11 protein-coding genes are annotated in these 12,436 nt (G+C 43.3%); 7 read left to right on the top strand and 4 right to left on the bottom strand.

Annotated elements, in window-relative coordinates:
* Window positions 1–154: 154 nt before the first annotated feature.
* Window positions 155–505 carry a DUF6508 domain-containing protein gene (locus tag L2717_RS00085; RefSeq protein WP_220775194.1) on the bottom strand — a complete coding sequence of 117 codons (351 nt, stop codon included), beginning with the start codon at window positions 503–505 and terminating at the stop codon, window positions 155–157.
* 304 nt (window positions 506–809) lie between these two features.
* Between L2717_RS00085 and L2717_RS00080 the strand changes: the two genes are divergently transcribed.
* The 3 genes from L2717_RS00080 (at window position 810) to L2717_RS00070 (ending at window position 3,481) form a co-directional block, all read left to right on the top strand.
* Window positions 810–1,271, top strand: a complete 462-nt coding sequence (locus L2717_RS00080; RefSeq protein ID WP_248937932.1) for an EVE domain-containing protein — start codon at window positions 810–812, stop codon at window positions 1,269–1,271.
* Window positions 1,272–1,361: 90 nt separating this feature from the next.
* Window positions 1,362–1,778: a hypothetical protein gene (locus L2717_RS00075; RefSeq protein ID WP_220775026.1), complete on the top strand. Its 417-nt coding sequence runs from the start codon at window positions 1,362–1,364 to the stop codon at window positions 1,776–1,778.
* 443 nt (window positions 1,779–2,221) lie between these two features.
* Window positions 2,222–3,481: an MATE family efflux transporter gene (locus tag L2717_RS00070; protein WP_220775025.1), complete on the top strand. Its 1,260-nt coding sequence runs from the start codon at window positions 2,222–2,224 to the stop codon at window positions 3,479–3,481.
* A 90-nt stretch (window positions 3,482–3,571) separates the two neighbouring features.
* Here the strand turns inward: L2717_RS00070 and L2717_RS00065 are convergent, their stop codons facing one another.
* On the bottom strand, window positions 3,572–4,486 hold the full coding sequence (locus L2717_RS00065; protein WP_220775024.1) for a LysR family transcriptional regulator: 915 nt from the start codon (window positions 4,484–4,486) through the stop codon (window positions 3,572–3,574).
* Between the two features lie 207 nt (window positions 4,487–4,693).
* Between L2717_RS00065 and L2717_RS00060 the strand changes: the two genes are divergently transcribed.
* The 3 genes from L2717_RS00060 (at window position 4,694) to L2717_RS00050 (ending at window position 7,991) form a co-directional block, all read left to right on the top strand.
* Entirely contained in the window at window positions 4,694–5,854 is a 1,161-nt protein-coding gene (locus L2717_RS00060) for a homogentisate 1,2-dioxygenase (RefSeq protein ID WP_248937931.1), read from the top strand.
* A 75-nt stretch (window positions 5,855–5,929) separates the two neighbouring features.
* On the top strand, window positions 5,930–6,970 hold the full coding sequence (gene hppD, locus L2717_RS00055) for a 4-hydroxyphenylpyruvate dioxygenase (RefSeq protein WP_220775109.1): 1,041 nt from the start codon (window positions 5,930–5,932) through the stop codon (window positions 6,968–6,970).
* Between the two features lie 397 nt (window positions 6,971–7,367).
* Window positions 7,368–7,991 carry a LysE family translocator gene (locus tag L2717_RS00050; protein ID WP_220774211.1) on the top strand — a complete coding sequence of 208 codons (624 nt, stop codon included), beginning with the start codon at window positions 7,368–7,370 and terminating at the stop codon, window positions 7,989–7,991.
* Between the two features lie 119 nt (window positions 7,992–8,110).
* On the opposite strand, the gene L2717_RS00045 is transcribed toward L2717_RS00050, so the two are convergent.
* Complete coding sequence (locus L2717_RS00045) at window positions 8,111–9,406, bottom strand: GNAT family N-acetyltransferase (protein WP_220774210.1); 1,296 nt, start codon at window positions 9,404–9,406, stop codon at window positions 8,111–8,113.
* 108 nt (window positions 9,407–9,514) lie between these two features.
* Here L2717_RS00045 and ggt point away from each other — a divergent pair, with 108 nt between their 5' ends.
* Window positions 9,515–11,254 carry a gamma-glutamyltransferase gene (ggt, locus tag L2717_RS00040; RefSeq protein WP_220774209.1) on the top strand — a complete coding sequence of 580 codons (1,740 nt, stop codon included), beginning with the start codon at window positions 9,515–9,517 and terminating at the stop codon, window positions 11,252–11,254.
* 594 nt (window positions 11,255–11,848) lie between these two features.
* Here ggt and L2717_RS00035 read toward each other — a convergent pair.
* Complete coding sequence (locus tag L2717_RS00035; RefSeq protein WP_220774208.1) at window positions 11,849–12,106, bottom strand: PspC domain-containing protein; 258 nt, start codon at window positions 12,104–12,106, stop codon at window positions 11,849–11,851.
* Window positions 12,107–12,436 lie beyond the last annotated feature (330 nt).

Genomic DNA, 12,436 nt, shown 5'->3' with positions numbered 1-12,436 from the left:
ATTTATTATTATGATTAGCAGATTTAAACTAACCAATGCATGGAGCATGTCACAAGTAAAAAAACTCATTATTAGACTAAAGAGTAAGACAAACCATAGAAATACAATATCTTAACATCTGCGATTAATCAGTAATCAACGCCAGCAGTAGGCTCTATTTAAAGACATTAAGGCTCTGCAATCGCTCAATAATTGCCAGTAAGATCCCTTGGCGACGCATATTTTCTAGCACGCCGGGGCTAAATGCCTCTAATCGTGTCATTGCGGTTAACAGCAATTGGCACTGCACAATCGTCGCATCACGAATATAGTCAGGTTTGGCCACCAAGTAACTGTTATTATACCAATAATCCCAATTAAAATTGACTAATAGCCAACCTTGCGTTGTCAGGTCATTAATAAATTCCAGCATGCGACCATGGCTTATATTAGCGTCACCTGCGGTAAAATCCTGGCGATATTTAGTATATAAACCGCAATCAGCCACTCTTGTTGACGTTCCCATAACTACCTCATGAATTCTGGTTACCATCGACCTTTAACAAAACATCAGCTTGATGCTTACCCTTTGTAAATGCCTTCGCATGATGGCTAAACATCAGTGGATCTACATAAGTTAAGCGGCACAAAGGCGGCCTAACATAATCAATGCACCCAAGTTAAACCCTGTTATCTGAACCGCAACTTAATCGCATTCACATAAGCCACAGTGCACTGAGTGAGCATACTTAACTGTGGTATGTCGTTAAATTAAGATAAACTCACGCGATTCAAACGCTTTACTGATGATGTGTATAAAAGGATACAAGATGAATTACTGGCTTATGAAATCGGAACCAGACGAATTCAGCATAGATGATCTTATCGCCTGCCCGAACCAAACGGAGGCTTGGCACGGTATACGTAACTATCAAGCACGTAATTTTATGCGCGATGTGATGCAGATTGGCGACCAAGCATTTTTTTACCATTCAAGCTGCAAAGTGCCCGGTATTGTTGGTATTGCCGAAGTGGTTACGCATGCATATCCCGATAGCTCTGCCTTTAATCCTAATTCTAAATATTTCGATCCTAAATCTGATCCCGCTCAACCAAGATGGGTAAGCGTTGATATTCGCTTTGTAGAGAAATTTAATGACATTATTCCCTTAAGCTTAATAAAAACACTCCCACAATTAGCTGACATGTATTTAGTGTCTAAGGGGTCAAGGCTCAGTATTCAACCTGTAACAGCTGAACAATGGCAAGCAGTGCTCATGCTTACTCGTTGAATTAAGCGCCGTTACTCAGAAACGTTCAGCTAGGGTTCATTTTAAATACACTATCGTCACCGCATTAAATCAATGTATTTGGAACCACATATGAATAAATTAACTGCTGTTGTTATCACAGGACTCGTGCTCAGCTTAATGACATCTATCACTGCCTTTGCTAAAGATGACCATAAGCATAAGCATTACAGTGGCCATAAACACTACTATGAATATGATGACGATGATGATGATGATGATGATGACCATAAGCATAAACATAAACATAAACACTACAATGGGCATAAACACTACAAAAAAGTCTACTACGGTAAGCCTCTCCCTTCCGGCTGGTATAAAAGACTTCATCGTGGTGATGTGCTCGAATATGATATTTATCATCGCGGCCACATTGTAGAGCCCTTAAACAGAGATGGCATTGTGAGAATTCAAGTTGAAGACGCATGGATAAAACTCGATAACAACAGTCGTAAAATTCTCGACATCGTCAATATTATTACCGAATAGTCGCACTAGATGTTGGTTAAATGGCTAATAACTGTACTTTCACTCGCACGCTCAGTTCTTATACGGGCGTGCCATCATCCCAAATGATGCTTTCATAACCCATCTTCTACGTGTATTTCTCCCCAAAATCACCGCGTGTTAATGACAACAAAATAACATGTTGATATTAATCATATCTTTACTATCTTCCGCTTGGTCACCCATTCGCAGAATGCTAGACTCTGCGAGTTAATATGCGTATTAACTAAGATTAAGCTTCTTGGACAGTACTAAGCGTTTTAACCTGTACTGAAGCCGAGCACATTCAAACCATTAGTACCCTGTACTTTGCATCGAATAAGATACCTGTTATCAAAAAGTGCTCACACAGCAAAACATCTGAGCTAAAGCCATACCTTAATAGCATCCTTATAATCACCGCAGACTAAAGCTGGATTTTGACAATGGAAAACACCTCACTTCAACGGGTCAAGCAAGCAGTTATTGCGGGGTTCTGGGCATCGCTGGTCAGTATTTCTGTGGGTTTTCTATTTAAACTGTGGTTGGCCCAATGGGTTGCCAAAGCTGATCTGGCGCTATTTCACACGGTTATCGATATCATCTCGCTGTCGTTAATCCTCATGACCGGATTTCGCTCCTCTATGGTAGTGACCTACTCACAAACCAAGCAAGATATGGATATCACCAATATTTTCCGCTACAGCCTTATCGCTATGGTATTGCTAACCTGGGGTTTAGTTCTACCTTACATCAAACATACGCTGCAACTTAATATTGAATATTTTCAATTAGTTGGCATAGTATTAAGTATGGGATTTAAGGTTTACTTTACCAATCAAATTGCAATGTACCGGCTCTATGCCGTATCCAACAAAGTCACTTGGTTAGAGCCCGTTGCGCAAGTCGTCAGCTTTTTGATCTGTTTTTATGCTTTAAAGCAAACAGCAATCGCGTCACTTTTTTACAGTGTGACGCTATCATCGCTCATCATTGCCCTATATATGTATTTGAAAAAGCGTAAGGATATCGCAACACCGCCCTTAGGAGCTGTGCATTTTGATACCGATTTACGCAGTTTTATGAAAAAAAGTCTAACGGCATCTATGGAAGCCGGAGCCAGTATCTTGATGATTTACATCACGGTATTATTGACTATTGCCTATTTCAGCATAGATGAACTAGGGGATTTCCAAGTCGTGGTACGGCCAATGATCACTTACCTCACCTTGCTCTTTGTCTTTCCCATTTATCGTTTTGTACTGCCCGAAGTCGCAGTATGCGTGCGAGAAAAACGTTTTATTGAGGTCCAACAAATTAAGTCATGGCTCATTAAAATCTCTTTATTGGTCAGTAGCTTATTTTTTATATTAATGTTGTTTGGCAGCAATACTCTCGTTGCTTGGTTGTTCCCAGAGCAGTATCTTAAAGCGGCCCCAGTATTACTGCATTTCTCCATGTTTTTTATTTTTATGATGCTCAATGGTTACCAGTTGGCCTATATCAAAGCCCACGGCTATTTTACCCAAAGCCTACTGATCCGCCTTACTGGCATCGCAGTGCTGGTTGGCACTTTTTATCTTTATCGTCTTCACACAGAGAATGTCGTCGCCGTTATTTTAGCCTTAGGTACAGGTTATTTAGTCATGTATCTGATGGCTAAAATAGTCGAAAGACGTATTCAGCTATCTCTTAAAAACGATTAACAGCTCATTATTATGTAAAAATGGAGGCCATCCGTCTAAAAGGCGGCGGTCTAAAAAGAGTCATTCAACAATATGGCAAACTGCAGCGTTTTAGCCCAAGCCAACACCATCAAACTGCTCCGTTTTCGCGAATTCTTCTAAAATTAACGCCGTAAATAGCTGTCCTGCGCGACCTAACGGACGCTCTAATGTCGAAACAAGTTGTGGAATAAACGTAAAACGGCTGCCACCAACAAAGTCGATTTCAACTAACTCGCCCTTGGCCAACTCTTCTTGCACTAAAAAGTCCGGTAACCAGCCAAAACCTAAGCCTTTTAATAAGGCATTCTTTTTCATGATAAAACCAGACAGATAAAACACTTTATCTCCGCCAAATTGCATCTCATCGCGATAACTTTTATTAGGTGATGAATCTTCTATGGTTAATTCCACATGTTGTTGCAGCTCAGACAAGCTAATTGTTCGAATAAAAGATAAAGGATGCGAAGCACTGGCCACCAGCACGCTGGTGATGGCAGGCAAAGACTGCGGATGATAATAAGGGCCAGTGCGATAATCTTTTACTAACATCAAGTCAGCGTTGTCACGCTCAAATCTGTGTTGCACGCCGCCTAAAAACTCCATATTGAGCTGGATTTTAGTGGGGATCTGATGCTCTGCCATACGCTTTAGTGCACTCATAATAGGTTCCATCGGTAAGGCGCCATCGATGACTAATTCAAGCTTTGGCTCCCAACCTTCACTAAAACGGCTAGCAAGATGTTCAATGTTTGCAAGGTGTTGCAACAACCTTCGTCCTTCTGCCAAAATGACGCGCCCCTCTGGCGTTAACTCCGCACGATATTGCTCACGGCTAAAAAGCTGCACCCCTAAGTGCTCTTCCAACTTTTTAACTTGATAGCTCACGGCTGATTGCGCCTTGTGTAACCGCTCTGCCGCCTTAGCAAAACTGCCCTCCTCCACTAGCACTTGCAGCACATTAAAAGCGTCAATATCAATACGCATGGTCACTCCTTGGCGCTAATGAAAATGTCACGCTAACATTCAAATCCGTAAAGATTAGAATACCATCTATTTTTTAGATTGAGACAGCGCATTAATTATTCTTTTTTTTGTTCATCTAAACCACTAAATTGATAACAAGATCACATAACCATAACGAAAAGCAAGGCAGCAAACGATACTGCCGCACTGTAAACCAAGGATGCTTCCATGCCATTTTATGTGAAACAAGGCCAAATCCCCCATAAGCGCCATATCGCATTTGAAAAGGAAAACGGCGAGCTTTACCGCGAGGAGTTGTTCTCAACCCATGGCTTTTCTAATATTTATTCCAATAAATATCACCACAACATGCCAACCAAAACGTTGGACGTCGCGCTTTACAATCTAAGCCACGGTGCAAATTGGGAAGACTCACTGGTCCAAAACTATAAACTTGATTCCCGCGATGCCGACCGTGAGGGTAATTTTTTCAGCGCACGCAACAAGATTTTTTATAACAATGACTTAGCACTTTATACCGCTAAGGTTACCACCAATACCGATGAGTTTTACCGTAATGCCTATGCCGATGAAGTGGTGTTTGTCCACGAAGGCGAAGGCACACTCTACAGTGAGTACGGCACGATAAAGGTACAAAAGTGGGACTATTTAGTGATCCCACGCGGTACTACTTATCAGCTTAAGTTTAATGATTACAGTAACGTGCGTTTATTTGTCATTGAGTCATTTTCGATGGTGGAAGTGCCTAAGCATTTTCGTAACGAGTATGGCCAGTTATTAGAATCAGCGCCCTATTGCGAACGCGATTTACGCGTGCCGACGCTGCAAGATGCCGTGGTTGAGCGTGGCGCTTTTCCCTTAGTGTGCAAGTTTGGCGATAAGTACCAACTCACCACGCTCGAATGGCACCCCTTTGATTTAGTGGGTTGGGATGGTTGCGTTTACCCTTGGGCATTTAATATCACCGAATACGCGCCAAAGGTGGGCAAGATTCATTTACCACCGTCAGATCACTTAGTCTTTACCGCCCATAACTTTGTGATTTGCAACTTTGTACCGCGCCCTTACGATTTCCATCCGAAATCGATTCCGGCCCCTTATTACCACAACAATATTGATAGTGATGAAGTTTTATATTACGTCGATGGCGACTTTATGAGCCGCACAGGCATTGAGGCAGGTTACATGACTCTTCATCAAAAAGGGGTCGCCCACGGGCCACAACCGGGTCGTACTGAAGCCTCTATCGGCAAAAAAGAGACCTATGAATATGCAGTGATGGTGGACACCTTCGCCCCGCTGAAACTAACCGAACACGTACAAAATTGCATGAGCAAAGACTACAACCGTTCTTGGCTAGAAGACTAGCCCAAAGCCACCAGCGCTCCAATTCAGGGGCCATTAGAGTGACGACGGTTGAACTAAAATAATGAGGAAAACATCATGGCAAGCGAACTAAATCCACTGGGCTTATTAGGTATCGAATTCACTGAATTCGCCAGCCCTGATACTGATTTTATGCACAAAGTCTTTATCGATTTTGGTTTTTCACTGCTGAAAAAGGCCAAGAATAAAGACATTCTATATTACAAGCAGAATGATATTAACTTTCTACTTAACACTGAACGCAAAGGGTTTTCAGCTCAGTTCGCTAAAGGCCACGGACCAGCAATTTGCTCTATGGGCTGGCGTGTAGAAGATGCGGGCTTTGCCTATCGCGTTGCCGTTGAGCGTGGTGCAAAGCCAGCTGATGATGCTAATAAAGATTTACCTTACCCTGCCATTTACGGCATTGGTGATAGCTTAATTTATTTTATCGACATCTTTGGTGCCGATAACAATATCTATGCTACTGATTTTGAAGATTTAGATGAACAAGTCATTACTCAAGAGAAAGGCTTTATCGAAGTCGACCACTTAACCAACAACGTCTATAAAGGCACAATGGAGCATTGGGCAGACTTCTATAAAAACATTTTTGGTTTTACTGAGGTACGCTACTTTGACATCAGCGGCGCACAAACTGCGTTGGTGTCCTACGCCCTGCGCTCGCCAGATGGCAGTTTCTGTATCCCGATTAACGAAGGTAAAGGCAGCGATAAAAACCAAATTGATGAATACCTGAAAGAATACAATGGCCCAGGTGTGCAGCATTTAGCCTTCAGAAGCCGCGACATTATTAAGTCTCTGGATGCGATGGAAGGCAGCTCAATCCAATGCTTAGACATCATCCCCGAATACTACGACACCATTTTCGAGAAGTTACCCCATGTGACCGAAGACCGTGAGCGCATCAAACACCACCAAATATTGGTCGATGGCGATGAATCCGGCTATTTACTGCAGATCTTTACTAAAAACCTGTTTGGACCGATTTTTATCGAAATAATCCAACGCAAGAATAACTTAGGTTTTGGTGAAGGTAACTTTACCGCTCTGTTTGAATCGATTGAACGGGATCAAATGCGCCGTGGCGTACTGTAACGTTTATCTCGCCTATAAAAAACGGTGCGCCCTGCGTACCGTTTTCTTTTCCCAGTGTTAAATCATCTGTATTTACACAAAAAATCAGCTCCGAGTTTTTTAGGATTATTCCACTAATGGGTTTAATAACCCTACCTATTTTACGCAATACAGTAAGCAGGCATGATCTTATTCACAATACGACCAGCACCAATATTGTTCAAATTATCAACAGTTAAAAGAACAAGTAAAATACGAAAAACTCGCATCGTTTAGGTATGGCTATCGTTTCAACTAAACCCCTTATTTACAGGCTAAATTAACGCCACAAGCGAAATACGCAACTCACACATTGGCTAAACCCGTCATTTTTATTACACTAGCGCCCTTCTTATTTTCAACCAAGACTAACTAAACCATGCCAGATTTTGCATTACTTGCAGTGTTTATCCCGACCTTCTTTTTTGTTTCGATTACGCCGGGCATGTGTATGACCCTCGCCATGACGCTCGGCATGAGCATCGGTGTGCGCCGTACCTTATGGATGATGTTAGGTGAACTGGTTGGAGTCGCACTCGTCGCCACCGCCGCCGTGATGGGCGTGGCTAGCATAATGCTTAATTATCCCCAAGTATTTCAAATCTTTAAATGGATTGGCGGAATTTACTTAGGCTATATTGGTGTGCAAATGTGGCGCGCACGCGGCAAGATGACCTTACCTAGCGATACGGATACTAATCCCAGGGCCAGTAACTTAACCTTAATCACCCAAGGCTTTATTACTGCCATTGCCAACCCTAAGGGCTGGGCATTTATGGTGTCGCTACTGCCACCCTTTATTAGTACTGAGCGCGACGTTGCGCCGCAACTACTTGCGCTGCTGAGCATTATCATGGTGACGGAATTTGTTTCAATGTTGGCCTACGCCAGCGGCGGCAAGAGCCTGCGCATTTTTCTCAGCCGTGGCGATAATATTCGCTGGTTGAATCGTATTGCAGGCAGTTTAATGATTGGCGTAGGAATTTGGCTCGCTGTGGGTTAGCTCGTTTGGGATTAGTTCAAAGTGAATCAAATCGCCATGAATAAGCTCATAGTGAGTCAATAATCCCACCCAATAATACCCGTTAAATACGCGCTCAATAAAGTCTCTATTTTAAGGCTTTATTCGGGCGTTTTTTTGTAGGGCAACACAGCGCTCATCTGCGCCATATATTGTTGTACTTGTTGGGTTTCCTGCGTGACAAAATCCGTAATAGCGTCCTTAAAGGCTAAATGGGCAATGTTATGGTAGGAGTACATTTCTACGGGCTCAAAACCGCGCAATACTTTGTGCTCGCCCTGAGCGCCAGCATCAAATAATACCAACCCATGTTCGATACAGTATTCAATCCCTTGATAGTAACAAGCCTCAAAGTGCAAGCCATCAAGTTCAATTGTCGTGCCCCAATAACGGCCATAAAGACATCCTTGCCCTTGGCTATTTTCGCCCTGTAAATACAAGGCACCCGCCACCATATCTCCCTTTGCGTCTTCGACCACCAGCAAGCGTATTTGCGATGTAAGATGCTCAGCCAATTGATAGAAAAACGCAGGCGTTAAATAGCCGCGATGACCCGAGCGTTTAAGGTAGGTTAATTGATAGCACTGGATAAATGTTTGCCACTGCGAACGGGTGATTTGCTCGCCCTCAACAAACTGAAATTTAAGATTAAAAGGTTGTAACTGTGCCCGCTCCTTTAAAATATTTTTACGTTTACGGGAGCTAAAACTCGCTAAAAAATCATTAAAATCCAGATAGCTACGATTATGCCAATGGAACTGAGTCCCTAAGCGCTTTAAGTGCGAGTGGGGGGAATGTTCAAATAACGGTGTTTGCTGCGCGCTCACAAAAAGGCTGTGCCATGAAGAAATCGGCGTATCCCCCGCCTTTTGCGTTAACTGACGATTTAATGCCAGTAGCAGTAATGCCGCTACGCGCATATGCTCTATATTTGTCAATTCGGGCTTAATGCCCATCCGCCTCCCTTGCACAGGGGTAAAGGGAATGGCATTGACCCATTTAGGGTAATAATCAATACCATGGCGCTCGTAGGCTTCGGCCCAAGCCCAATCGAACACATATTCACCATAGGAATGCGTTTTTTGGTACAAGGGCATCACGGCAACCAGCGGTAATGCATTAAAATATTCGGCGGTTTGCAAACTGATAAACGCGCCTTCATCCAAAGGCTGCAACCGTCTATCACCCCCTATTTCATCGCTTAATACGCTACTGGCATCAAACACACATAAATGCCTTGGTGTCCAACCCGTTGCTTCGCAGGCTGAGCCGCTTTGCTCAAGCGCTAACAAAAACTCATGGCGACAAAAGGGATTAGCCAGCCCCATTAGGCTATTCCACGCGCGGGGTGGAATATCAACAATGGCGTTCGCAAAGGCTAAAATAAGCTGAGTCATAGGGTAAATTCTCGTCCTTTATAGGGCTAATAAACGATACACGGTTGCAATTAAGCCTAATTCTCGGCACATTGCATAGCCCTAATAAAAATAAATACAGGATTGGATATGCGTCCAGTAAAAATCTTTAGCCCCTTGATTCTCGCCATTGCGATGGCGCTTCCCCTAGTATCATCACCACATTTACTCGCCGATGAATCATCCATTTTTAGCCAGATGGCCACAGCGCAACCTGTGTGGGCCAAGCATGGCATGGTCGCAAGCCAAGAAACACTCGCCAGTCGCACTGGTATTGAAATTTTAAAACAGGGCGGCAATGCGGTTGATGCCGCAGTGGCCGTAGCCTTTAGCCTCGCGGTAACATTACCTCGCGCGGGGAACATTGGCGGCGGCGGTTTTATGCTGGTACATATCGCCAAAGAAAACAAAACCATCGCGATTGATTACCGTGAAATGGCGCCCTCTAAAGCTAATAAAGATATTTTCCTTGATGAAAATGGCGATGCGGTTGAAAAATTGAGCCGTGAGCATGGCCTTGCTGTAGGTGTGCCGGGCACTGTTATGGGCATGAGCTTAGCCCTTGAAAAATATGGCACCATGACACTAAAACAAGTCACGGCGCCCGCCATTGAGATGGCGCAAGAAGGCATTAGCGTCACGCCAGATTTAGCGCAATCCCTTGCAGGGCTTAAACGCCGTATGAGCCAATGGCCAACTACGGCAGCTATCTTCTACAAAGCCGACGGCAGTGACTATCAAGTCGATGATGTGCTTAAACAGCCCGAATTGGCCCACTCATTAAGTCTTATTGCCAAAAAGGGTACTAAAGGTTTTTACGAAGGTGAAACTGCGACAAAAATCGTCAAAGCGGTGCAAGATGCAGGCGGCATTATGACCTTGGACGATCTTAAACAATACAAGGTTGTCGAACGTGAGCCTGTGCGCGGCGAATACCGAGGTTATGAGGTGGTTTCTATGCCGCCACCGTCATCGGGTGGTGTGCACATTATTGAAATGCTCAATGTATTACAGCAATTCCCAATTGATAAACTCGGCCAAAATACGGCGCAAACAATCCACTTAATGACAGAAACGATGAAGCGTGCTTACGCCGATCGTAGCGAATATTTGGGTGACCCTGATTTTTACAATGTCCCAGTCAAAGCGTTAACCAGTAAAGATTACGCCCAAAAAATTGCCAGCCAAATTTCAATGGATAAAGTCACGCCAAGTACCAACATAAAACCGGGAAAACTGGCGCCCTATGAGAGCGATCAAACCACTCATTTCTCGGTAGTTGATAAATGGGGTAATGCGGTATCAAACACTTACACGCTAAACTTTAGCTATGGCTCAGGATTAGTCGCTAAAGGCACTGGAATTTTACTCAATAACGAAATGGATGATTTCTCAGCCAAGACTGGTGTACCTAACGGTTATGGCTTAGTTGGCGGTGATGCCAATGCGGTTGAAGGCAATAAGCGCCCACTGAGCTCAATGAGCCCTACCATAGTAATGAAAGACGGAAAACCCTTCCTCATCACCGGTAGCCCAGGTGGTTCACGCATTATCACCACCACTTTGCAGATCATCATGAATGTGATTGATCATGGGTTAAATATCGCTGAAGCCAGTAATGCTGCAAGGGTACACCATCAATGGTTACCCGATGAACTGCGCGTTGAGTCCAGCTTAAACCGCGATACCATTTCCTTGCTCGAAGCCAAAGGTCACAAAGTAAAAGTACAATCTGCCATGGGCAGTACACAATCAATCATGGTCAATGAACAGGGGATTTTTGGGTCTTCCGATCCTCGCCATGCGGGTAGTGAAGCCATCGGTTATTAGAATATCTATGACGCCGATTTAAGTGACAAAGATGAGAGTAAAGAGATAAGTGGAAGAAATGAAAGAAAGGAATGACCTATTCGATGTAGGTCATAAACCCTGAGTAAGGCTTGTCCCGCAGCTCAGCGAATGCAAACTCTCGATTAAAAAGCCCTGCAATACATCACAGTATAAGCAGGGCTTTTTATTCTGTGAGTAACAAGTCATCGTACTGAACCTAGCTGACCTTTAGACCTAATAGTTTAGGCAAACTGTATTGGGTGACCTGTTATCTCAGTTATTGGGATCTTAACGTTGGCTGGTATCCACTCATATAGGCTTGCCATGGCATTCACAAATCGACACGGTGAATAGAAACTAAGGTTTCTGAGCTTATGAACAAGAGCCGTGGATGGCGAACTGGCCGTTAAACAAAGATGTTGTCCAAGTCCGTCCATGGGGCGGACGGTAGTCTCGCAAATCACCATGGCTCATCTTTCGAGTATTAGCGTAACGTATTGGTTATAAAGATAGATCAAACACTAATAGTTTTTTACTAAAGTGTGTTGCGAAGCGAAACCGAGCAAACTAGTAACAGTTCCGCTTTATTTCCTGTTAACTGCCATATTTTCTTTGTAGCTTATTTCGTCGTAAATGACGAGCCATCGCTTCTGTCGTCGGATATTTTGGTAAAACTAACCACAAAACAACATAAGCAAATACAGGAATAGCAAAAAACAAGCTAGTTAACAAAAATGCTAACCTAATGCTGTTTTTTCGCAAATTATAATATTCCGCAATACCTGAACAAACTCCAGCAAGAATTGCTGATTCTCCACGAGTGAGAACTTTTACATTATCTAGACTTTCCATGTCACCTCCGTTTGACTGCTAATGTCTTAGTATTTATGCGCTGCGCTGTTTGCATGGCATAAATAGCGTGTAGAACTTGGCCACTGCCATATCCATTTAAATGGATATAAATGATGCTATAGGAATTTACCTTTTCGCAGTAGCTGTTTTTTCATACAGAACTAAAGGTAATTACTTGATATCATTTTAGCTTTATCACTCTTTATGGCTCACGTTTAACTGTTACATGACCTAGATTTCCAGTATTACAGCCCACATTTAAGCTGACACTCGTGCCACATCCCCTCATCAGTTTAAACCCATAAGGCTGGCCGCGCTGTTTGCTTGCAA

This window comes from Shewanella glacialipiscicola (assembly GCF_023283485.1).
In the GTDB taxonomy this organism is placed as follows: domain Bacteria; phylum Pseudomonadota; class Gammaproteobacteria; order Enterobacterales; family Shewanellaceae; genus Shewanella; species Shewanella glacialipiscicola.
Note: the sequence above shows the minus strand (reverse complement) of the source record. Positions and strands in the feature narration are given on the sequence as shown.

Bases quoted from the DNA above. Each gene is read 5' to 3' on its own strand.
- hppD (WP_220775109.1), top strand. From the start codon at position 5,930: ATGGCAAGCGAACTAAATCCACTGGGCTTATTAGGTATCGAATTCACT.
- L2717_RS00075 (WP_220775026.1), top strand. From the start codon at position 1,362: ATGAATAAATTAACTGCTGTTGTTATCACAGGACTCGTGCTCAGCTTA.
- L2717_RS00070 (WP_220775025.1), top strand. From the start codon at position 2,222: ATGGAAAACACCTCACTTCAACGGGTCAAGCAAGCAGTTATTGCGGGG.
- L2717_RS00060 (WP_248937931.1), top strand. From the start codon at position 4,694: ATGCCATTTTATGTGAAACAAGGCCAAATCCCCCATAAGCGCCATATC.
- L2717_RS00065 (WP_220775024.1), bottom strand. From the start codon at position 4,486: ATGCGTATTGATATTGACGCTTTTAATGTGCTGCAAGTGCTAGTGGAG.
- ggt (WP_220774209.1), top strand. From the start codon at position 9,515: ATGCGTCCAGTAAAAATCTTTAGCCCCTTGATTCTCGCCATTGCGATG.
- L2717_RS00085 (WP_220775194.1), bottom strand. From the start codon at position 505: ATGGGAACGTCAACAAGAGTGGCTGATTGCGGTTTATATACTAAATAT.
- L2717_RS00045 (WP_220774210.1), bottom strand. From the start codon at position 9,406: ATGACTCAGCTTATTTTAGCCTTTGCGAACGCCATTGTTGATATTCCA.
- L2717_RS00050 (WP_220774211.1), top strand. From the start codon at position 7,368: ATGCCAGATTTTGCATTACTTGCAGTGTTTATCCCGACCTTCTTTTTT.
- L2717_RS00080 (WP_248937932.1), top strand. From the start codon at position 810: ATGAATTACTGGCTTATGAAATCGGAACCAGACGAATTCAGCATAGAT.
- L2717_RS00035 (WP_220774208.1), bottom strand. From the start codon at position 12,106: ATGGAAAGTCTAGATAATGTAAAAGTTCTCACTCGTGGAGAATCAGCA.